At 53.5% G+C, this 22168-nt stretch carries 21 protein-coding genes and 2 tRNA genes; 19 read left to right on the top strand and 4 right to left on the bottom strand.

Annotation, left to right across the window (positions count from 1 at the left end):
• The first annotated feature begins 108 nt into the window (after positions 1-108).
• From H142_RS0104100 to tgt, 8 genes are all read left to right on the top strand, one after another.
• Positions 109-1752 carry a YadA-like family protein gene (locus H142_RS0104100; protein WP_017930831.1) on the top strand — a complete coding sequence of 548 codons (1644 nt, stop codon included), beginning with the start codon at positions 109-111 and terminating at the stop codon, positions 1750-1752.
• A gap of 4 nt (positions 1753-1756) precedes the next feature.
• Positions 1757-2230, top strand: coding sequence for a hypothetical protein (locus tag H142_RS14245; protein WP_017930830.1), 474 nt, complete (start codon positions 1757-1759; stop codon positions 2228-2230).
• A gap of 317 nt (positions 2231-2547) precedes the next feature.
• Positions 2548-3039 carry a pantetheine-phosphate adenylyltransferase gene (gene coaD, locus H142_RS0104090; protein WP_017930829.1) on the top strand — a complete coding sequence of 164 codons (492 nt, stop codon included), beginning with the start codon at positions 2548-2550 and terminating at the stop codon, positions 3037-3039.
• Positions 3036-3980 carry a peptidylprolyl isomerase gene (locus H142_RS14240; RefSeq protein ID WP_017930828.1) on the top strand — a complete coding sequence of 315 codons (945 nt, stop codon included), beginning with the start codon at positions 3036-3038 and terminating at the stop codon, positions 3978-3980. The genes coaD and H142_RS14240 overlap by 4 nt, the downstream gene beginning before the upstream one ends.
• Positions 3981-3998: 18 nt before the next feature.
• Positions 3999-4457 carry a peptidylprolyl isomerase gene (locus H142_RS0104080; protein WP_017930827.1) on the top strand — a complete coding sequence of 153 codons (459 nt, stop codon included), beginning with the start codon at positions 3999-4001 and terminating at the stop codon, positions 4455-4457.
• A 33-nt stretch (positions 4458-4490) separates the two neighbouring features.
• Entirely contained in the window at positions 4491-5543 is a 1053-nt protein-coding gene (gene queA / locus H142_RS0104075; RefSeq protein WP_017930826.1) for a tRNA preQ1(34) S-adenosylmethionine ribosyltransferase-isomerase QueA, read from the top strand.
• Between the two features lies 1 nt (position 5544).
• On the top strand, positions 5545-6057 hold the full coding sequence (locus H142_RS0104070) for a hypothetical protein (protein ID WP_017930825.1): 513 nt from the start codon (positions 5545-5547) through the stop codon (positions 6055-6057).
• 7 nt (positions 6058-6064) lie between these two features.
• Entirely contained in the window at positions 6065-7216 is a 1152-nt protein-coding gene (gene tgt / locus H142_RS0104065; RefSeq protein WP_017930824.1) for a tRNA guanosine(34) transglycosylase Tgt, read from the top strand.
• Here the strand turns inward: tgt and H142_RS0104060 are convergent.
• Positions 7149-7718 carry a hypothetical protein gene (locus H142_RS0104060; RefSeq protein ID WP_156811879.1) on the bottom strand — a complete coding sequence of 190 codons (570 nt, stop codon included), beginning with the start codon at positions 7716-7718 and terminating at the stop codon, positions 7149-7151. The genes tgt and H142_RS0104060 overlap by 68 nt on opposite strands.
• A 218-nt stretch (positions 7719-7936) precedes the next feature.
• On the opposite strand from H142_RS0104060, the gene H142_RS0104055 reads away from it, so the two are divergent.
• The 7 genes from H142_RS0104055 (at position 7937) to H142_RS0104025 (ending at position 15989) form a co-directional block, all read left to right on the top strand.
• Positions 7937-8012 (top strand) — tRNA-Lys (locus H142_RS0104055).
• Positions 8013-8523: 511 nt separating this feature from the next.
• Entirely contained in the window at positions 8524-9864 is a 1341-nt protein-coding gene (locus H142_RS0104050) for an OmpA family protein (RefSeq protein WP_017930823.1), read from the top strand.
• A gap of 147 nt (positions 9865-10011) precedes the next feature.
• Positions 10012-11301 carry a hydrolase gene (locus H142_RS0104045; RefSeq protein ID WP_017930822.1) on the top strand — a complete coding sequence of 430 codons (1290 nt, stop codon included), beginning with the start codon at positions 10012-10014 and terminating at the stop codon, positions 11299-11301.
• Positions 11298-12329 (top strand): arginine N-succinyltransferase, encoded by a 1032-nt coding sequence (locus H142_RS0104040; protein WP_017930821.1) that lies wholly within the window; start codon positions 11298-11300, stop codon positions 12327-12329. The genes H142_RS0104045 and H142_RS0104040 overlap by 4 nt, the downstream gene beginning before the upstream one ends.
• Entirely contained in the window at positions 12323-13777 is a 1455-nt protein-coding gene (gene astD, locus H142_RS0104035; RefSeq protein ID WP_156811928.1) for a succinylglutamate-semialdehyde dehydrogenase, read from the top strand. The genes H142_RS0104040 and astD overlap by 7 nt, the downstream gene beginning before the upstream one ends.
• A complete protein-coding gene (locus H142_RS0104030; protein WP_017930819.1) occupies positions 13777-15108 on the top strand; it encodes an N-succinylarginine dihydrolase in 1332 nt (443 codons plus the stop codon). The genes astD and H142_RS0104030 overlap by 1 nt, the downstream gene beginning before the upstream one ends.
• Positions 15109-15110: 2 nt before the next feature.
• Positions 15111-15989, top strand: coding sequence for an HNH endonuclease (locus H142_RS0104025; protein ID WP_169331802.1), 879 nt, complete (start codon positions 15111-15113; stop codon positions 15987-15989).
• Here the strand turns inward: H142_RS0104025 and phhA are convergent.
• On the bottom strand, positions 15976-16854 hold the full coding sequence (gene phhA, locus H142_RS0104020) for a phenylalanine 4-monooxygenase (protein ID WP_051048567.1): 879 nt from the start codon (positions 16852-16854) through the stop codon (positions 15976-15978). The two genes, H142_RS0104025 and phhA, sit on opposite strands and share 14 nt — an antisense overlap.
• A 136-nt stretch (positions 16855-16990) precedes the next feature.
• Here phhA and H142_RS0104015 point away from each other — a divergent pair, with 136 nt between their 5' ends.
• Positions 16991-17905 (top strand): class I SAM-dependent methyltransferase, encoded by a 915-nt coding sequence (locus H142_RS0104015; RefSeq protein WP_017930816.1) that lies wholly within the window; start codon positions 16991-16993, stop codon positions 17903-17905.
• Here the strand turns inward: H142_RS0104015 and H142_RS0104010 are convergent.
• Positions 17883-18908: a 2-dehydropantoate 2-reductase gene (locus H142_RS0104010; RefSeq protein ID WP_017930815.1), complete on the bottom strand. Its 1026-nt coding sequence runs from the start codon at positions 18906-18908 to the stop codon at positions 17883-17885. The two genes, H142_RS0104015 and H142_RS0104010, sit on opposite strands and share 23 nt — an antisense overlap.
• 132 nt (positions 18909-19040) lie before the next feature.
• Here H142_RS0104010 and H142_RS0104005 point away from each other — a divergent pair, with 132 nt between their 5' ends.
• The 3 genes from H142_RS0104005 (at position 19041) to H142_RS0103995 (ending at position 21383) form a co-directional block, all read left to right on the top strand.
• Positions 19041-20006: a M48 family metallopeptidase gene (locus H142_RS0104005; protein WP_017930814.1), complete on the top strand. Its 966-nt coding sequence runs from the start codon at positions 19041-19043 to the stop codon at positions 20004-20006.
• A 107-nt stretch (positions 20007-20113) separates the two neighbouring features.
• Positions 20114-20190 (top strand) — tRNA-His (locus H142_RS0104000).
• Positions 20191-20234: 44 nt separating this feature from the next.
• Positions 20235-21383 (top strand): DUF2336 domain-containing protein, encoded by a 1149-nt coding sequence (locus tag H142_RS0103995; protein WP_017930813.1) that lies wholly within the window; start codon positions 20235-20237, stop codon positions 21381-21383.
• Here H142_RS0103995 and H142_RS0103990 read toward each other — a convergent pair.
• Positions 21380-22159 (bottom strand): NAD kinase, encoded by a 780-nt coding sequence (locus H142_RS0103990; protein ID WP_017930812.1) that lies wholly within the window; start codon positions 22157-22159, stop codon positions 21380-21382. The two genes, H142_RS0103995 and H142_RS0103990, sit on opposite strands and share 4 nt — an antisense overlap.
• Positions 22160-22168: the final 9 nt, after the last annotated feature.

Below are 22168 nucleotides of genomic sequence, written 5' to 3'. Positions count from 1 at the left end.
ATGTAAAATAATATTTTGTGCACCTTTTCGCTTATGTGCTCCGTATCCCGTTCAGCAATTATGCATAAGTCGCCAGCCGGGTGGGCTGGTCAATAATAGGGCGAACACATGTCTCACTACTCTTTACTTAAAACACTTATTGCAGGTACGGCGCTCAGCGCCGGCGGTTTTATGCTGGCAGTCACGGCACAAGCCGACGCAACGCCGGACTGTAATGCGAATGCAGGTGAGCCAACCGCTCTGGAATGCGGCGTAGGCGCAACAGCGACGGGCGTTGATGCCACGGCTGTCGGTACAGATGCGACGGCAAATGGTAATTCGACCACAGCTGTTGGCGGCGAAGCTAATGCAACAGGCGCGGGGGCCACGGCTATTGGCTGGCGTTCTGCGGCGACGGCTGAACGCGCGCAAGCTTTTGGTCACTTGGCGCAAGCAACAGGCGTTCGCTCTCTCGCGGTCGGTGAAGCCGCTATGGCCATGGGTCTGGAATCCATTGCAGCGGGTAATATGGCTGTCGCAGAAGGCATTGATGCCATCGCAATCGGCACAATGGCAACCGCTACGGGTAATTCGACGACAGTCTTGGGCGGCGAAGCGTCGGCTAATGGCGCAGGCGCAACAGCTATTGGCTGGCAATCATCAGCCAGTGCAGAGCGCGCGCAAGCCTTTGGTCACTTGGCCGATGCCTCCGGCGTTCGCTCATTAGCGGTCGGCGAAGCCGCAACAGCCATGGGACTTGAATCTATTGCGCAAGGCAATATGTCGACAGCAAATGGCATAGACGCCGTTGCAATCGGAACCATGGCGAATGCACAAGGCAATTCCACGACGGTTGTCGGCGGCGAAGCTATGGCGATGGGGCCGGGCGCATCCTCTTTCGGATGGCAGTCTTCTGCCGGCGCAGAACGCGCGACGGCTCTGGGCCATTTGGCCAATGCATCGGGAATCCGGTCTTTGGCTGTCGGTGAAGCCGCGCAGGCGGGTGGTCTGGAAAGTATTGCTATGGGTAACCAGTCCAGCGCCACAGGTAATGACGCGATTTCTATAGGCACTATGGCAAGCGCAAACGGCAATTCGACGACTGTTGTCGGCGGTGAAGCCAGTGCAGCCGGTCCGGGCGCAACTGCATTCGGGTGGCAGGCCAATGCCACTGCCGAACGCGCCCATGCTTTCGGTCACCTGGCCCAAGCCTCCGGGGTTCGCTCTTTGGCCATTGGCGAAGCGTCCAACGCGTCCGGTTCCGGCTCTGTGGCTATAGGTAACATGGCCAATGCATCAGGCATGAATTCAATAGCCATTGGTAACGGCGCTGTCGCTACAGGGGCTAACCAAGTCGCAATCGGCGGTGCAAACTCGACCACACGTTTGTCGGGTCTAAACAGTGCGGCCAGTTTAGCGGCCCAGTCCGGCGCTATAGGCGTTGTGACAACCGACCAGGCCGGTAATCTGGCAACAGATTACACATTAGGCGCAGGCCTCTCCGCCAACAGCTCTCTGATTGATCAGAACAGCCGCGATATTCTTGACAACCGTGCCGGCATTGCTGCTGCAATCGCTCTGGATACCGCTTACGTCCCTGTCGGACAAAAATTTGCGATCTCCGGAGGATACGGCTTTTATGACAGTGAAGGCGCTGTCTCCGGCTCGGCTGCGGTTCGGGTAAACCAAAACTGGCAGCTTAATCTCGGCGTCACAACCGGTACTGACAATGGCAGCACAGGCGGTCGCGCCGGCTTTAAAGCCAGCTGGTAAGTCTATGTATTTTATATCATTTACGGGCCGCCTTCGGGCGGCCCTTACTCTCGTTACGATATTTCTTTTTTCCGCATTACCGTTACAGGCGCAACGCGCTGTGCCGGATGAAAATGTCTTCGCACGCCTGGTTTGGTCGACGATGATCGCGCTGGATAATGCCAACCGCACAGGCAATTACTCCGTTTTATACGCTCTCGGGTCGCCCAGCTTCCAGCAAAAATACCCTATTGGTCAATTAAGCCAGAGCTTTTCAAACCTGCGCACGCAGCGCGTGGATGTGGGCCGCGCCATTATGATCAAGCCGACTTACTATATTTCACCGGCCATCATTCCCAGCGGCGATCTGCGTCTTCGCGGCGCTTTCGAGTACCGTCCGCAAGCGTTGCGGTTTGATCTCATCTACCGCAATATAGACGGCGGATGGAGACTTCATGCAATCTCCGTGGCCCAGATGGACTCCGACGCACCGCGATAGATCTGAAATAATTCAATGTCGATGTCATAAATAGACATTAAAACTACAATTATAAAATCACATGCTCGAAGATAAATTAGATTATGTTTATTCACTAAGCCGTTGTTATTTATAACTATTAAGGGTTATACTGGATTATGAGTAGCCCCGCTTTCGAAAGACTTATTTTATAACGGTTCTGGTGCAAATGTGGAGCTATCCGACATAAATAAGCGGCCTAAAAACGATAGAAGCAGGCTTTACAGTCATATCATTTAAACCGCTTAATGATTTAGGGTTTTACTGGAAATCATAGCGCGCTCGGCTATAAGCCCGTTATGACTCAACGTATTGCGCTTTATCCCGGAACATTTGACCCCCTGACCAACGGCCATGCCGATATCATCCAACGCGCGCGAAAGCTGTGCGACAAGCTGGTGATCGGGGTTGCGATAAACCGAGAAAAAGAACCTTTATTTAGTCTCGACGAACGTGTTGATATGGTCACGACCGCCGTAAAACAGATGGACGGCCATACGCCGGTTCAAGTCGTGCCGTTTGAAGGCCTTCTCATGCATTTTGCGCAGGCGAATAAGGCGCAAATGATTGTGCGCGGCCTGCGCGCTGTGTCTGATTTTGAATATGAATTCCAGATGGCCTGTATGAATGACAAGCTTGACCCGACTATCGAAACTGTGTTCCTGATGGCCGACCCGCAGCATCAGGCAATTGCCTCGCGGCTGGTTAAGCAAATCGCCCGCCTCGGCGGCGATATCTCACACTTTGTTCCGCCGGAGGTGGAGTTCAGACTGAAAGATAAATTCTCATGATTTCACGTTTTGTTATCAGCGCCATATTGGGCGCAACTTTATTTGGTTCTGCTTGTGCAAAAGAGGCCGAGCCCGCGTCGCAAACTACTGCCGCAGCCGCAGACACCTGCGCCGATGGCGGGTTTTGCGCTCCGGACAGTGCTTGGCGTACGCCCGCGCAGGACAACCTACTTTATGTCACAACGAATAAAGGCCTGATTGTTGTCGAGCTGATCCCTGAAATTGCGCCAAATCATGTCACGCAGATCAAAGCGCTGGCGCAAAAAAAGTTCTACGACATGATCGTGTTTCACCGCGTTATTGACGGCTTCATGAACCAAACGGGCGATCCGACAGGAACAGGCATGGGCGATAGTGATCTGCCGGATATTCCGGGCGAATTTACCTTCCGCCGCGATTCTTCAATGCCGGTTTCCCTTCTCAACCGCCGCCAGGTTAATCCGCGCGATCCGAATGCCGGCATTGTCGATGTTGGGTTTTACAAGAGCTTTCCGGTTGCAACCCGCCCGATATCCGATGCCGGATGGTCACTGGATGGCAATACGGACGGCAAGGTGGACGCCTGGGGGCTGCACTGCTCCGGCGTAACCTCTATGGCGCGGAGCGCTGAGCCGAATAGCGCAAACAGTCAGTTTTTCCTCTTGCGCGGCACGGCACCATGGCTTGATCAACAATATAGTGTGTGGGGCAATACGGTTTATGGCCGCCAGCATTTGACTGAGTTCAATGTCGGAGTAGCCGGTGAAGACGCCGGCTTCGTGCCGGATCAAATGGAAACTGTGCGTCTGGGATCTGATTTGCCTGAAAATGAGCAGCTTGCTATTCAGGTGCTTAAAACTGATGGCCCCGATTATCGCCGGTTTATTGCAAATCAAAAACTTGCTGACGGCACTTACCCCGATATTTGCGAGATCGTTATTCCGACCCGCATCAAACCTTAAGACACAATAGGATTTAATATGTCTGATACACTTACACTGACTCTGGATAATAATAAGGACGATATTGGTGATGTTATTATCAAAATGCGGCCTGATTTGGCACCAAAACATGTGGCGCAAATTTCTAAATTGGTAGGCGACGGCTTTTATGACGGCCTGACCTTTCACCGCGTTATTCCCGGCTTTATGGCGCAGGGCGGGTGCCCTGACGGCACCGGCATGGGCGGCGCCAAGCAAAAAGTTGACGCCGAGTTTTCCAGCAAGCCGCATACGCGCGGCGTTTGCTCTATGGCGCGCTCGCAAAACCCGAACAGTGCGTCCAGCCAGTTCTTTATCTGTTTTGACGACGCCACATTCCTTGACGGTCAATATACTGTTTGGGGTGAAGTGACGTCCGGTATGGAATTTGTCGACGGCCTGCCCACAGGTGAGCCGCCGCGTATGCCCGGCAAGATCGTCAAAGCGGCGGTGAGCTAAGCCTACCACCTCGTATTTATAAGAGGTCCGGTTATGGACGTCTCCTTATTTGACTTCGATTTGCCGGAGCGCGCGATTGCGCTCCGGCCGGTCAGCCCGCGTGACAGCGCAAAGATGCTTCATGTTGAGGGCAGGCACATAACCGATCACCATGTGTCCGATCTGCCTGATTTATTACGGGCAGGGGACATTCTTGTCTTAAATGAGACAAAGGTTTTGCGCGCCGCGCTGACGGCCATACGGCCCGCACGCGCCCATGGCGGCGGCGGTGATGTTACCGTCGATATTAACCTTCACAAACATGTCTCGGCTACGACTTGGCTTGCGTTTGCGCGTCCGGCTAAGCGTCTGAAGGTCGGCGATGTGGTCAGGTTTTCCGGTGATCTGACAGCAAAGATCACGGCTAAAGCTGACGCCGAAGTGACTTTGGAATTCTCCAAATCCGGCGATGCGCTGGAGCGTGCTATACAAGCGTGCGGCGCGGCGCCTCTGCCGCCTTATATTGCCCGCAAACGCGCCGCCGATGCCGCCGATTTCGAGGATTACCAGACCGTATTTGCGCGCGACATGGGATCTGTCGCGGCGCCGACAGCCGGGCTGCATTTCACGCCTGAGCTTTTAGCTTTACTTACGTCCAAAGGCGTTAAATTCGCCAAACTGACGCTCCATGTCGGGGCAGGCACATTTCTCCCGGTTAAATCCGACAATACCGACGATCATATCATGCATAGTGAATATTTCGATATTAGCGCGAATGCCGCTGCGACGATTAATGCGGCCCGCATCGCGGGCGGACGCGTGATTGCTGTTGGCACTACTGCGCTGAGAGCGCTGGAAAGCGCTAGCGTTGATGGCCTGCTGAGAGCGCAGGCGCGCGAGACAGATATTTTCATCACTCCGGGTTATAAATTCCAGATAGTTGATGGCGTGATGACGAATTTTCACCTGCCCAAATCGACATTATTTATGCTGGTCAGCGCGCTGGCCGGACGCGAGGTCATGCAGCGCGCCTACGGCCACGCCATTACTCATGATTACCGTTTTTATTCCTATGGCGACTCATCTTTGTTATGGCGCGTCAAATGAAATGAGCCACAAAAATAAAACATATAAGATTGCTCGTCGAACCGCGTTAAAAGCTCGTTTGAAGAATAAGGTTGCCGTAGAAAAACTATCGCTTGATTGGACTGCCTTGGTCAATGAAACCCTAGTACCATTCAATTTAGAGGAGACTCTTGCGTTAAGAGACTCCACAACACATTTCAATCCTTACAGAGCTGATCACACTGAAGAATATATCATGAGCATAGCTGAAGTGCTGCCTTTTGTTTCAGCGAATATTGGGGACCTTACATCTGAAGAGGTATTTGTTTTTCCGTATAATTGGTCATCTGTTGGGGCCTTTTCTACAATAATGGCCAAAGTGTCTGCTCACTTGAATGAGATTTTATATCTCTGCGATGATGAGATGAAAATTTGTTCACTCGATTTCAAAAAAGCAATTATCTTTGATGGGGATCGAACAGGAACAGGTGATCTACTGAACCAACTTCGAATACATGTTTTTGGTGACTGGGCATTAAATTGGAATAAGAGTTAGGCGTCCTATGAGTAATTTCCCCTTTAAGATCGACGCCACAGACGGCACTGCGCGCACGGGTAAGCTGGTCACGCCGCGCGGTGAGATCCGAACGCCGGCCTTTATGCCGGTCGGCACGGCGGGCACGGTTAAAGGCGTCTATATGGATCAGGTGCGCCGCGCCGGGTCAGACATTATTCTTGGCAATACCTATCACCTCATGCTGCGGCCCGGCGCAGAGCGCGTCGCCAAACTGGGCGGGCTTCATAAATTTGGCGGCTGGAGCGGGCCGATCCTGACCGATAGCGGCGGGTTTCAGGTCTGGTCATTGTCCAAGCTGCGCAAGATGAGCGAAAAGGGCGTCGAGTTCCAAAGCCATCTGGACGGCAGTAAACATATGCTGAGCCCCGAACGCTCTATCGAAATACAGGCCGATTTACTGGGCGCCGATATTTCCATGCAGCTGGATGAATGCACGAATTTCCCGGCCACACGCGAAGAGGCAGCCAGCTCTATGGAACTATCCCTGCGTTGGGGGCAGCGTTCGCTCGCGGCATTTGGACAGCGCGAGGCGCAAAACCTGTTCGCCATCGTGCAGGGCAGCACCTTTGAGGATTTACGCATTCATAGCGCGCAGGCCAGCGTGCAAGCCGAAGCCGGCGGGGCGCGCTATGGCGGCTTTGCCATTGGCGGGCTGGCGGTTGGCGAAGGCCATGAGGCGATGTGTAATGTGCTGGACTATACTGTGCCGCATCTCCCTAAAGACCGCCCGCGTTATCTTATGGGCGTGGGCAAGCCGATTGATCTGGTTGAGGCTGTCGCGCGCGGCGTGGATATGTTTGATTGCGTTATCCCGACGCGCTCCGGCCGTCACGGACAGGTCTGGACTGACAAAGGTCCTTACAACATTAAAAATGCCCGCTTTGCCGAAGATGATACGGCGCTTGACGAAAGCCTGCCCTGCGCGGCCAGTCGGGATTATAGTAAAGCCTATATCCATCACCTGATCCGTTCGGGAGAACTTCTAGGAGCCATGCTGCTCAGCTGGCATAATATTGCCTATTTTCAGGGGCTGATGGCCCGCATGCGCGCGGCGATAGCTGAGGGCGAATTTAACGCTTTTGTCGATACTTTTCGGGCAGAACTCGCGTCGGAGGCGGTTCCCGGTCAACAGGTCTGATCGGGCTTTCAGGCGGCACGATAATCCGCATCGGTTCTTTCACGGAACTGGGCCGCGCGGGATAAGCGCAGCCATAGGCCCCGCCGACGCCTTTAAGAAAGGCCCGCCTGATGCGTCCCCGTTCATAGGCTTTGCGAATCTCGCGTTCATATTGATGCGCGCCTGTGATTCGCCGTATGATGGAGCGGTAAGGTATCCATCCTGTCGCCGCATCCTCTATAGCATTGGTCGCCGCATTACTGGCCGCTTCTGCAATCTGTTCTGGCCGGGAATTTTCTAGCGCGGACACATCTGCGCTATTGCCCAGTACAGAGTTAAGTGCGTTGATCTCAATAATCAACGCAGTGCAATGGACAGGTCCATTAATCGCATAGGGATAGGTGATGCGCTGAAGAACAGCAGGAATAGACCGTTTCATTAAATTAAAATCACGAAAAGGCGCCCTAAGAGCGTCGGGAATACCGCGCCGCGTGTCAGAGACCGATTTCTTGGCAAGAGACATATATGTGGGAGGGCTGTCAGGAGTCCGGGTTGGGGCCGGATGTGTGACGCAGGCGCAGAGAAGAACTACCACGGTCATTACCGCGAAAATCTTCATCAATTTAGCCGGCCAATAGGACATGCGGGCTAACTAGCCTCACATGCGACGAAAAAACAAGCACTCTGGTGTTTTATAGCCTTGACCCAATGCCGCTGCCTGCCTATCTAGCCGCGAATTGGGAGCTGTTAGCTCAGTTGGTAGAGCAACTGACTTTTAATCAGTAGGTCCAGGGTTCGAATCCCTGACAGCTCACCAAATTTCTCCACTGATTTTGCATGCGGCCGTCTCCCTCCGCTAAGGGAGTGCCGGTCAGTATTGATGCAAAAAAGACACAATCGAAGATTAATTATTAAAAACAGGGCTGTCGAGCGTGTTGAACTCTAGCCAAATCAACTTGATTGCGTTACGTGCAAAGCAATGTGACTCGTCACCTTAGGGTGTGTTTTTAATTCTTTTCCTTCGGATTTTACCGATTTGTGGAATTTCGAGGAGAAAGATTAGAGAACTCTGAGCCAATGCGTGTGCATTTATGATTCGAGTGAATGCCGCCGCGGTCGGAAAATTGGAGAAGCCTATTGAGATTTTGTGAGTTTGAAGGTACCATTACTTCAAGTTTCACGGTTAAAACGGTTGAGAGTTAGGTAAATTGCCTAAATTTTGCCATTTTGATTTATAATTTTATTTTAAATGGAACAAATTTGATATCTGCGCTTTATAAGTGCTATAATCTTCGAGACCTCTGTGGTCACGATACTGGAGGAAAACCATGAAAAAAAGTTTATTAGCTGCAGCTGCTTTGGCTGCTTTGATGGCAGCGCCTAGCGTTGCTTCTGCACAGGATACCGGTTGGTATCTGCGCGGTAATGTTGGTGCGGGCGTCTTTGACGAAGCCACATTCACTGGCGATTTGGTCGGCGAAGTTCAAGGTGAAGCCAATTTGGCTCCGTCTATTGGTCTTGGCTATGAGTTTGGTAATAACTGGCGTCTGGAACTGGACGGCACGTATATTTACAATGATCTCGGCGCGATCAGCTCTATTCCGAGCACGTCTGCTGATTTCCGTACATATTCCGCAATGCTGAACGCGATTTATGATTTTAACGACTTTGGTCGTTGGGAACCTTATGTCGGTGCCGGTATTGGTTTTGTTCGCGGTCATCTTTCCGCTCAAACCTCTGACTTCCCGTCCGCAATCCCATTTGGTCCGGGTACAGGCGCTGTTAATGTAACCAATGCAGCTTGCTCACCAATATGTGAGTTCTCTGATAATGATTCTGGAATTGGCTATCAGCTGATTGCGGGTCTGGGTTATGACATCACAGAAAACCTGACATGGGACACACATTATAAATATATGGGTCTGACCGATCTGGACTTTAACGGCATACGCCGGGCTCCAGGCGGCGGCGCAGGCGCTGAGATTTCAACACAAATGGAAGATGTCGGGGCGCATATGCTTATGACAGGTTTCCGTTATAGCTTTGGTGCGGCTCCGGTTGTTATGACTCCCGTTGCTGATTACCGCTGTTGGGATGGTAATATGGTATTTAATGCCAGCCAGTGTTCTGTTCAGCCCCCTGCAACTAAAATCTGTGCTGATGGATCCGAGATCCTTGCATCTGATCGTTGCCCTGTAACAACATATACATGTTGGGATGGCCTGACGGTTGTTGAAGATCTGGCGCTTTGCCCGGCTCCGCCCCTTCCTCCTGTTGTTGTAGATTCTTTCTGTGACCAAGGTGATACACAATTCGTTGTTTACTTCGAGTGGGACAAATCCCGCCTGACTAACGAAGCGGCTGCTGTTGTTGACCAAGCGTCATCAATCGCTCAAGCCTGTGGCATTAGCGGCGTTGTTCTAGAGGGTCATACCGATACCTCCGGTTCTGCCAGCTACAATATGGGTCTGTCCAGCCGTCGTGCGAATACAGTGAAAAGTGCTCTGGTTAGCCGCGGCTTCCAGTCTACAAACATCACGACACAAGCTAAAGGCGAATCAGAAGTCGCCGTAGCGACCGGTGACGGCGTACGCGAACCTCTGAACCGCCGTACTGAAGTTGTCATCCGCCTGATCCCAGGATCAGACACTGGAATGATTATTCAGTAGAGCGTCTCAAATAGACTTAGAAAGCCCGGCTTAGGCCGGGCTTTTTTTATGCTTATGAGCGGTCCGGCGGGATTCTGTCTAAAATTGGTTCTTAAACCCTGCAATGCGGGGCTTTATCCCGACGCATGGCTGCTTTAGGCTGCGGCCATGTCCATTAAAATTACGATTTCCGACGAAGAACGCGCTCTGTTAAATATTATCGCGTCCCATCAAAATGATATGGTTGAGCGTGTCCAGACATGGTCGGCCATTAATAGCGGAAGCCATAACCGCGCCGGTCTCGACGCGATGCGGGCTAATCTTCGCGATGCCTTTGCGTCGCTGGGCGGGCAGATCGCTGAGCCCGATTTAGCTCAAGGCACATATGTGACCGCTGCGGGCGAACAAACCCATGTCGAATACGCTCCAGCGCTTGAAATTACAGTCCGCCCGGACGCGCCGGTTCAGATTGTGCTGACCGGACATTATGATACTGTTTTCCCGGCAGACTTTCACTTTCAGTCCGCAACATGGACGGATGATGAAACCCTGAACGGCCCCGGCGTTGCGGATATGAAGGGCGGCATTATCGTCATGATTGAAGCCCTCAAAGCTCTGGAACAGTATAGTGCAGCCCATAAGGTAGGATATACCGTTCTGCTTAGCCCGGATGAGGAAATCGGCTCGCCCGGCAGCGCGCCGCGCCTTGCCGAGCTAGGACGCCGCAGCCATGTCGGGCTAACATTTGAGCCTGCGCTGGCCGATGGCTCACTGGCCGGTGCCCGAAAAGGCAGTGGCAATTTTGCTCTGATCATCAAAGGCCGCGCCGCACATGCAGGACGGGAGCACCATCTGGGCCGTAATGCGATCACTGCCATGGCGCGATTCGCTGCGGCAGTGGACGCGCTGAACGGACAGCGCGAGGGCGTCACCTTCAATATGGCCAAAATTGACGGGGGCGGCGCAACCAATATCGTCCCCGAGCTAGCCGTGGGGCGCTTTAATGTTCGGATGATTGAAACCGAGGATTTGGCGTGGATCACAGCGCAAATTGATAATCTGGTGGCGGATGTAAATACCGAAGACGGAATTAGCGCCGAACTCACGGGCGGATTTTCCCGTCCGCCAAAGCCTATGGCGCCCGCAAATGCTCAGATATTTGATTGGGTCAAACAGGCCGGGGCCCTGTTGGGGCAATCGATTAAATGGTCAATGAGCGGCGGCGTCTGTGAAGGCAATAACCTGTGGGCGAGCGGATGTCCGAATGTCGATACGCTCGGCGTGCGCGGCGGCGATATCCATTCTGACCGTGAATATGTCAAAGTCGCCAGTTTTACTGAACGCGCGCAGCTAGCGGCGTTGATTCTGATGAAAATTGCGGGCGGCGAATTTAATGCCGCCACCGTCAAAGAGATGGCTATGGCCGATCTTGCGTCATCGACAGCGGCAGCACAGTGAGCTTATTTGTCCGCCCCGCCCGCGCCGGTGATCTTGACGCTATATGTCATTTGGCCGAGCTGGCCGGACCGGGATTTACCTCGCTATCGGTTGGCCGGGAGCGCTTGGCGGCAAAGATTACCGATAGCGAAGCAGCGTTTAGCGCCGTTCTGGACGCGCCTGAAAATGAAAAATATCTGCTAATATTAGAAGACAGCGATGATGGAACGATCGCGGGGATGAGCGCGGTGAAATCGCGGGTGGGTAATAATGCGCCGTATTTTAATTATAAACTCCTGCGCCTGACACAGGCTTCGTCCGCGCTGAAAGAAACCTTCGGTATTGATATTTTGATGTTGGTCAATGAATATACGGGGGCCAGTGAAGTCGGGACCTTATTTGTTCATCCGGATTATCGCGGCAAGACCGCGAAAAAACGGGGGGCGGGCCGCCTGATCAGTCAGGCCCGATATATGATGATGGCTATTGCGCCGCAGCGCTTTGACCGGACGGTTATTTCTGAACTGCGCGGGGTTGTCGATGAGACAGGGGCCAGCCTGTTCTGGGACGCTGTCGGACGGCCGTTTTTCCGGATGAATTTTGACGAAGCCGACGCGATTAGCGCCGCGTCGAAAAATGAATTTATCGTCGATCTGATGCCGCGCTACCCGATTTATGTTGATTTATTGCCGGAGCCCGCCCGCGCCGTCATAGGCCAGACCCATAAAGACGGCGCAGGCGCGCGCCATTATCTGGAGGCCGAAGGGTTTCGTTATGACCGCGTCGTCGATATTTTCGATGGCGGGCCGTGTCTGACAGGCCATCGCGACAGTCTTCGTACGGTACGCGATAGCCGGGTGATGACGATAATCAAGCCGGAGAGCCGCACTATAACTGCACTCGTATCAAACAATAAAATCAACGGCTTACGCGTTATTCTTACATCAGTTTCTATAAATGATAATGGCGTAGGTGTGTCGGATAGTGACTGCACCGCTTTAAACTTAAACCGCGGCGAGCCCGCGAGACTATGGATAAAACGATCATGAGCGATATGTTTATTTCAGGACAGTGGGTCGCCGCATCCGGCGAGGCCATGGACAGCATCGACCCGTCATATGGGCAAACAATCTGGACTGGCCGGAGCGCGGATCGCTCCGATGTGGATAAAGCCATGCGCGCGGCCGAAGCAGCCTTTGAGGGCTGGTCGCAAACCCCATTATCTGAGCGCATCGCGATTTTGAAACGCTTTGCCGAGATTGCGGCCTCTAAGAACGATGAGTTGGGCCGTCTCATTGCGCTGGAAACAGGTAAGGCATTATGGGACGCGACAGGCGAGGCGGGCGTTGTCGGCGCCAAAGCGGGCGTCACCCTTACCGCCTATGAAGAGCGCACAGGCACGCGCACGCTTGAGACAGGTTTTGGCCGCGCAGAGCTGGTTCACCGCCCGCATGGGGTCATGGCCGTTTTAGGGCCGTATAATTTTCCGGCGCATTTACCCAATGGGCAGATATTACCGGCGCTGCTGGCGGGTAATACGGTCGTGTTTAAACCCAGCGAACTGACCCCGAAGACCGGCGCGTTCTTAATGGATTTATATCACGCGGCAGGATTTCCGCCCGGCGTTATAAATCTGGTGCAGGGTAGCCGCGCGACAGGCGAAGCGCTTTTAGCGCATGAGGCTTTGGCGGGCGTGCTGTTTGTCGGATCTGCGCCGACGGGCGCGGCCATTCATAAACAATTTGGCGGCCGTCCGGATATTTTACTGGCGCTGGAAATGGGCGGCAATAATCCGCTCATCGCCTGGGATGTCAGCGACCCGCAGGCGGCAGCGAGCCATATCGTGCAATCCGCCTTTATCACAACGGGGCAGCGCTGCACCTGTGCGCGACGTATTATTTTGCCGACGGGTAAGTCCGGTGATGCGATTGTGGACGCGATTATTGCCGCCACAGAGCAGATCAAGATCGGCGCGTGGGATGATGACGGCATCTTTATGGGCCCTCTCATCAGCGCAGATATTGCCGGAAAAGTGGCCGGCATGGCGAAAGATCTGCCGGGCAAAACGCTAAAATCCATGCAGCGTATGGATCGCGGCGGCGCGTATTTGTCTCCCGGAATCGTAGACGTGACCGGGCAGAGCGTGAAAGATGAAGAAATTTTCGCGCCCAATATGCAAATCATCCGTGTCGATAATTTCGACGCCGCGATCACCCGCGCCAACGCGACAAAATTCGGTCTGTCTGCAGGACTAATATCTGACGATCACAATAACTGGGATATCTTCAAATCGCGCATCCATGCGGGCGTGGTCAACTTTAACCGCCCGACAACAGGCGCGTCCGGCGCGCTGCCCTTTGGCGGACCCGGACTGTCCGGCAATCACAATCCCGGCGCTTATTATTCCGCTGATTTTTGCGCGTGGCCTATGTCCAGCCAAATCTCGGCCAAGGTCGAAACAGTGACGGCGCAGGGCCTGCCGTTTAAGGCGTCATAATGGGCGCGCGGGAGGCTAATTTCGATGGCCTGATCGGGCCGACCCATAATTATGGCGGTCTGTCGCAAGGCAATCTGGCCTCATCGCGTCACGCCGGCCTGATCTCCAGCCCGCGCGGCGCAGCGCTTCAGGGCCTGGAAAAAATGGCGGCGATGCACGCGGCTGGCTTGTGGCAGGGCATTCTCCCGCCGCAGCAGCGTCCCTATCTGCCCGCTCTGCACCAGATGGGGTTTACCGGTAGCGACGCGCAGATTTTCGCCGCCGCATGGGAGAAAGCGCCTCGATTAATGCGTAATCTCATGTCAGCCAGTTCGATGTGGGCCGCTAATGCCGCGACGATCAGCCCGTCAGCGGATTGCGCAGACGGAAAACTGCATTTTACGCCCGCAAACCTCTCAACCATGCTGCACCGCTCTATCGAGCACGAGCAAACAGGCCGGTCTTTGTCGCGCGCTTTCCCTTTTGCGGCCGTTCACCGCGCCCTACCGGAGCAGAGCGTCTTTGCCGATGAAGGCGCGGCCAATCATGTGCGCCTGTGCGGCGCGCGGGGAGATCAAGGCGTCGAGCTACTGGTCTATGGCCGCGACGGATATGATAGCGCGCGGGCCGGCTATCCGGCCCGCCAGACCGTGCAGGCTAGCCGCGCCATTGCGCGCAGCCATGGCCTAGATCCGGCGCGCACCGTCTTTGCTCTGCAAAGCGACGCTGCGATTGACGCAGGCGCGTTCCATAATGATGTGGTCTGCGTCGGCGCGATGCAGACATTGTTTTATCACGAACTGGCCTTTGCCGACACGGAGGTGATGAAAACCGATATTCGCGCCGCGGCCAAGGGCGTTTTCGAGCCGATATTTGTTGAAGTCGCGAGCGCTGAGGTGCCGATGGCCGACGCCATCAAAGCCTATCTGTTTAATTCCATGTTGGTGCAAATGCCCGGCGAAGATCGCCTGACTTTAATTGCGCCGCTGGAAACACAGGAGAATGTAGCGACACGTCAATTCTGCGATGTTTTGACAGCGGGGAACGGCCCCATCGGGACGGTGAAATTTGTCGATGTACGCCAGTCTATGCAAAATGGCGGCGGCCCGGCGTGCCTGCGCCTGCGCGTGACCCTGACCGAGGCTGAGTGGGCGGATGTCCATGACGGCAACCGGTTCACGCCTGCGCTGCATCGCGATCTGAAGGCATGGGTGAACACGCATTACCGCGAGAGCCTCGCGCCTGATGATATTCGCGACCCCGCCATCATGACCGAGAGCTTCGCCGCGCTCGATGCGCTGACCAAAATTATGGATTTAGGTGATGATTTTTATCCGTTCCAGCGGGGGTGATTTTGGGAACCTTCCCTTGGAAACATAACTACTGTATTATTTGTTTGGAGAGCAAAGAACTCTCTAGCGAACACATCATACCTAAGTCGTTGGGGGGCGTTTTAACTTGCAGGTGCGTATGTGAAAATTGCAATAACCATATGGGGCATCAATTTGAAAATGAGGCAAAAAATTCTGACCCTGTTCGAATCGCAATTTCTAACTTAGCTGAAGCACTGCCGAATCTCTACGAAAGTATTAATCGAAATAGCGAATATTCAACTACAATTGATGGGCAAGATTTTTCTCAAATCTACCGCAATTCTGGTATTTTTTCGGCTAAAAGGCTTAATGATGGTTCTCTTTTAGTGGATGAAGCCGAAACCAAAAACATATTAACTCAGCATTTGAAAAAAGATGGGCTATCGAAGGCAGAAATAGCAAAGGCTTTAGACTTAGTCAGTAATGCCCCTTTTGAACATATTGTAGATATATCAAATCAATACAGCATTAAAAAACGACAGAATATTCATTCTACTCCTAAATTAACGGGAAAACCATTACCCAAAAACTTAATTTTAAAAATCGTTTATGAATTCGCTTGTGCCAGATTTGGGGAGCGAGTTATTGAGGCTTCACCTCAATTTAACTTAATACGAACTTTTTTATTAGGAGGGAAAGATCAATTTTGTTCTTCAAATATAAAGCAATTCGACGGGTTAGTTTCTTTACCATTCCATGGGATTGCATTTGAGGGAAATACACCGTTCGCTACTTTCCAAATTAGATTGTTCGGGAGTATCGCATACAAAGTTTTTATACCAAATTTAGAGATATTGACCGTAAAAACAGTCTATACACATAACCTATTAGACAATTCAGAGCACATTATTTCTGATTAGCCTTGCGCCCGCCGCTCTTCGCATAATCTTGAGTGCCGCGATTATAGACTTTGTCGGCCGGCAATATATCTGTCACGCTGTGCATCTGCTTATCCGTGCTCATCCGTTCATAGAGCGGGCCGAAGTCCTGCTGCGTGGCGGCGAATAGCTCGTCAAAACTATCAATCGCAAAATAAACCTGCTGGAAATCGTCAATACGGTAATCCGTGTGCATGACCCGCTCGAGATCAAAATGGAGGCGGTTAGGACTGCCTGATTCAAGACTGAATACGGACTCCGTCCGCGAGGAGACAATACCCGCCCCGTAAATGCGCATGCCGGCATCGGTTTTAATCAGGCCGAATTCGACCGTGTACCAATAGAGCCGCGCCAGATTTTTAAGGCAGTCATGTTTCAGTGCGCGCAATCCGCCCTTACCATAGGCCTGCATATAATCGGCAAAGACAGGCTGGGTCAGCATCGGCACATGACCATAGACATCATGGAAGATATCCGGCTCTTCAAGATAGTCCATCTGGTCTGCGCCCCGGATGAACCGGCCCGCCGGAAAGCGGCGATTGGCCAAATGGGTAAAGAACACATCATCAGGCACAAGATGAGGCACCATAACAACTTCCCATCCCGTTAGGGCGTGAAGTTTTTTATTTAATTTTTCGAGATCGGGAATGCCGCCATCATTGAGGTCTAGATGATCCAGACCTTCAAAAAACTCATCACAGGCCCGGCCTTTTAGAGCTTGCGCTTGCCGTTCATACAGCATGGACCAGACAGCGTGTTCGCTCCGCGAATATTCGTCCCAGCATTGATCAATGGTAAAATCATCACGCGGGGTCTGTCTTTTTATAACGGCGTCATTTAGCGGCATGGGCATCTCCGGGTTCAATTCAAATGTAAGGGCGCCGCGCTCAATTAAAAGAGGCGTTTCAGGCCGTCATTAAAATTGTATCCCGCAAAAGGCCGCGTGACTGGCCAGAGACGCAAAACTCTGCCAAGGAACGGCTATGAGCACTGAGTGGGACAATTATTGGCAAGGGCGCAGCGGCGTGCGGGCCGGCGCTGCGCTGGACGGTGTTGGCGTTGAAACCCATACCGGAATTGCCGGGTTTTGGGACGATATATTTACGCCGTTGACGCCAACATCCAAACTCGTGGACTTGGCCTGCGGGGCCGGGACGGTGTTGCGCCGCGCGCAGGCGGCGGGGATAAGCGATCTGACCGGGGCAGATATTTCAAGCGGCGCGATTACTGCGCTTCAAACCAATATGCAGGATGTTCAAGGCGTGGTTTGCGCGCTCCCGAAAACGCCGTTCACAAACGGGCAATTCGATATTGCGGTCAGCCAATTTGGATTTGAATATGCAGGCGCATATGATGCGGCGACTGAGATTGCCCGTATCATCGCGCCGGGCGGCCAATTTGCGGCGCTCGCCCATTACAAGGGCGGGGCAATTGATAAAGAATGCGCGGCCAAATCAGCCAAGGCGCACGTTTTAATAGACAGCCGGTATCTGGATGTGGCCAAAGATGTGTTCGCGGCGGCCAATGCCCAGGATCAGGTCAGTTATAACGCCGCGATTACCGCTTTAAGTGAGCCGAGAAAAACGCTGGACGAACTCGCGCGCAGCGGTATGGCTTTGGCCAAACATATACAAGCCGGAACGGCGCAGATGTTTGGGCGGCTACAAAATTACGCCCTGCCGGATGTTATAGGATGGCTGGACGGTAATGCCGCTGAGGTCACAGCCTATTTATCGCGCATGGAGGCGATGCAGAACGCGGCGCTGTCCGCAGATGATGTCGCAAAGATTGGGGCGGCTCTGCGCAAGGGCGGCATGGCCCCGCTCGAGCCTGACGTATTTGCGCCCGACGGTGACGCCAAACCCATTGCCTGGACTATCCGCGCGTCAAAGCCTTGATTTGCGCTAGCATATGCGCGCCTGAAAGCTTCGGGCTTTCCCCCGCCGCAAAGGCGGCTTTGATCCGGGCGGTAATATAATCATTCACCGGAGTGGCGAGACCGACATCGTGTCCCAGAGCGATGACCGCGCCGTTGAGCGCGTCAATCTCGCTTTTGTCTTTACCGGCGATCAGATCCTGCGCCATGGATGAGCGCGCCTGAGGATCGATTTTAATGATAAAGGGCATGAGCCGGTGATAGATAAAATCGGGCAGGCGGAGCAGCGGAGCGAGTATCTTCGGATTGACTTTGCCCAAACGCGGCGGCGCGATATTGGCTGCGCCGAGTACGGCAAGGGTTTCGTCAATGCTGAGCGCCAAAACGCGGCGGTGATCGCGGCTTCGCAAATGCTCATAAATAGTCAGTCCCGCCAGGGTATTGCCTGCATTAGACAGGTTCATGAGTAATTTAGTCCATTGCGCCGCCGCCATATCCGGCCGCGCCTCAACATCCAGATTAGCCGCCTTCATGCGATCAATAAGCGCGGCGAGGGACGGGGTATCCTCAATTGCGATCTCGCCTTCTGTTCCCATGTGAAACCGGCCAGCATCCAGCGCCAGTACATTATTGGGGATCATAGCTTTGAAAACACGGTCCCCGCCAAGGGTAGCCGCCAGGATATCCGTATTTCCGACACCGTTTTGCAGGCTGATGATAAGTGTCTGAGGGGCGATGACGGGAGCCAGCTGCGCGGCGGCCTGCGCTGTATCCTGACTTTTAACGGTGATAAAAATAACGTCGCAGGCGCGAAGCTCCCCCACCTCGTCAGTATAGCGCGCCATCTCCGGTGTTACCCTTATATCGGGCTTGCTAAAATGGGTCAGGGTAAGGCCATATTGGGCAAAGCTTTGCGCGCCGCGCGGGCGCCCAAGAAAGATAATATCCTCTCCTGACGCGGCCAAATAGCCCCCGATATAACTGCCAATTGCGCCTGCACCGAATATACCTATCGTGAAAGTCATTGGCTATCTCTACCATGTCCTTGCGGCATAGGGCAGGGGTGATGGGCGTGAAATTGCAACCATGCCTCCTCTCAGACGTATTAAATGTACATTTGCGCGTCGCCTTTCATTTGGCTAACGTTCAGATATGATATGATAATATCAAATACCGATATGGTTAAACTGCTGGAGAACATTATGTGCGATACTCATGACATTGTAAGCGAAGACCCGAAACTGAGCGATATGCTGACCAAGCGGCGACTTATACAAGGTATCGCAGCGGGATCTGTTATTGGCATAACCACAGTTAATTCGGGTTGCGCAACCAATCCGGAAACAGGCGAATCACAATTTATTCTGGTTTCCGACGCGCAGCTTAGCGAAATGGCCGCAGCAAGCTGGGCCGAAGCCAAGCAAAAACAGCCCGTTATGACCGATCCGCGTTATACTCAGCGTCTGGCCCGTGTCGGGTCGCGCATCTCACAAGGCGCCGGTCGTGCTGACCAGCCTTGGGATTACGCCGTATTTGATGACGATACTAAAAATGCTTTCGTTCTGCCGGGTAACCGCGTCGGATTTTACAAAGGCATGATGGATTTTACCGATAATGACAGCCAAGTCGCTGCGATTATGGGCCATGAGGTCGGTCACGTCACAGGCCGTCACGCAGCAGAGCGCGTGAGCCAACAAATGGCCGGCGGTCTCGCCGTGCAGCTGGGCGGCGCTTATGGTGGCGCGAAATTGATGGAACGCTGTAAAGAGATGGACCTCCAATATCGCCAATCAGGAAATTATACCCGCGCCCGCCAAAATGAAGTCCAAAAATGCGCGCAAGACGCACAGAGCAACTCACAGCTCGTGACAGCCGGTCTGGGCATGGGCCTGATGTACGGCATCATTCTCCCCTATAGCCGCAAGCATGAGCTGCAAGCCGATCTGCTCGGCGCGCAATATATGCATAAGGCGGGATATGACGTTATGGAATCTGTCCGCCTCTGGGAGAAAATGGCCGAAGCCAATCCGTCCCGCCAACCGGAATTCATGTCAACGCATCCGGATCCGGCTAGCCGGGCTCAAAAACTCAATGATTATATCAAGGCGCAAGGCTGGGCGTAACGCCGCGATCTGACCGCTTTATCTGTTAAAAAGCGCGCAAGAGGGGCAATGCCGCCTTGCGCGCTTTTCCTTGGGTGTGTAAGACCCGCGCCATAGAAAATTAATATGCCGCCTTAGCTCAGCTGGTTAGAGCGCTGGTTTGTGGAACCAGAGGTCCTCAGTTCAAACCTGAGAGGCGGTACCATTTTCCTTAAACCCTCATTTACCATAATCACCTAATGCTGTGTCATGGACATAGCTGCGTCAGACTCCGGTAAATCACCTCTCTCAATCGACGATATCCGCGCGGCGGTCAGTCACCCTGATGCCGAGCAGCGCAGCGCCGCGACGCAGCGCTTGTGCCACAGCGTGCGCAGAGGTGATCTCAGCGCCGCTGACCGGGTAAAAGCCGCGGCAGTCCTGCAGCATATTGCCGGCGATGTGGCCGCCATAGTACGCCGCGCGCTGGCCATAACGCTTCGAAATTCGCCGGAACTGCCCCATAACGTCGCCAAAATATTGATCCGCGACATTAATTCTATTGCTGTACCCATCCTGGAGTTCTCACCGGTTTTGACTGATGATGACCTGCTTGATATTTTGCGCTCCAAAGCGGCGGCTAAGGTCATGGCCATTGCCCGGCGACCGACATTAACGGGCTCGATAGTGCGCGCCGTGATCCGCTTTGGTGACGGCCCCGCTCTGGCCAATCTGGCGGCCAATGACGGCGCACCGCTGGATGAGGCGGCCTATGAGGATATGATTCGCCTGTCCAAAAGCGATGATCTTATCGAAGAAAGCCTGATTGCGCGGCGTGACCTGCCGCCGCTTGTCGTCGAAAAGCTTATTGCGCAGGCGAGCGAAGAAATTGCCATTCGTATCTCACAGCGTCATGACTTGCCTGTGCAGCTGGCCATTACGCTGGGGCAGCGCACGCGCGAACGCGCGACAATCGATTTTATCGATCAGAGCTGGGTCGCCAAAGATTTAAAATTGATGACCCGCCGCCTGATGGATGAAGGCCGTCTGACCGATAGCCTGATGGTGCGCGCAGCCTGTTGCGGCCAAATGCGCTTCACCGAATACGGTCTCGCGGCGCGGGCCGGGATCAGTCATGCCAAAGCGGCGTTGATGCTACATGAATCCGGTACATTTGGTATGCAGGCGCTCGGCGTACGCGCGCGGCTCTCTCACCTCAGCGTGCAGACTCTGCGCGGCGCGGCGGCGATATTTCGCGATCTAGAGACCGCTTCGGTTCAATATGACCGCGCCTATTTCCAAAATTTGATGATCCAGCGCGTCTTGACCCTGCCTTACGGCATGGATGAAGATGATGCTGATTATTTGCTGGAAAAGCTGGATGGATTGACGGATTACGCTTTTGATTTGGAGGCTTAGGTCGAAAACTGCTCGCGCAGGATTTTCTCGTCCAGTTCATGACCCTCGTCAAACAGCAATTTGAGCTCAATATCATGGGCGGTTTTGACGCTAACATGATGAATATCGCGAAATTCCTGATCATCCGCTGTAACGCTAACGGGGCGCTTTTCAGGATTTAAAATCTCAAATTCAACATGGGCATCGATATCCAGCAGCGCCCCGCGCCAGCGCCGGGGGCGAAAGGCGCTAATGGGAGTTAGGGCCAATATATCTGCGCCGAGAGGGAGAACAGGGCCATGAGCGGATAAATTATAGGCCGTTGACCCGGCCGCAGTAGCCACCAATACGCCATCGGCTATCAGCCGTTCCAAACGGCTGCGCCCGTCGACTTTAATTTTTAAATGCGCTGTCTGACGCGTCTGGCGAATAAGTGAGACTTCATTTATGGCGAGCGCTTGAACGTCACCGTGCTCACCGCTTGCGCGCATAAGGAGCGGCCTGACAATGGCCGCTTCAGCCTTGTCGAGGCGTTCGTGCAAATTATCTTCTTCAAAAGCGTTCATCAAAAACCCGATTGTGCCGTAATTCATGCCGTAAATCGGCGTTCCGGCGCGCACATAATCAATATGGCGGTGCAATGTGCCCAGCAAAAACCCGTCTCCGCCGACAGCGACAAAGACGTCGGCATCGCCCGCATCCGCCTGACCATAGCGCGCGATCAGCCGCGAAAGCGCAGCTTGCGCGTCGGGCTTATTGCTGGCGAGAAACCGGATGTGACGATAGGGCTTGCTCATCGCGCGTAC

Source organism: Robiginitomaculum antarcticum DSM 21748 (assembly GCF_000365025.1).
Taxonomy (GTDB): Bacteria; Pseudomonadota; Alphaproteobacteria; order Caulobacterales; family Maricaulaceae; genus Robiginitomaculum; species Robiginitomaculum antarcticum.
The sequence above is the reverse complement of the archived record's forward strand: the minus strand, read 5'-3'. Positions and strand labels throughout refer to the sequence as shown.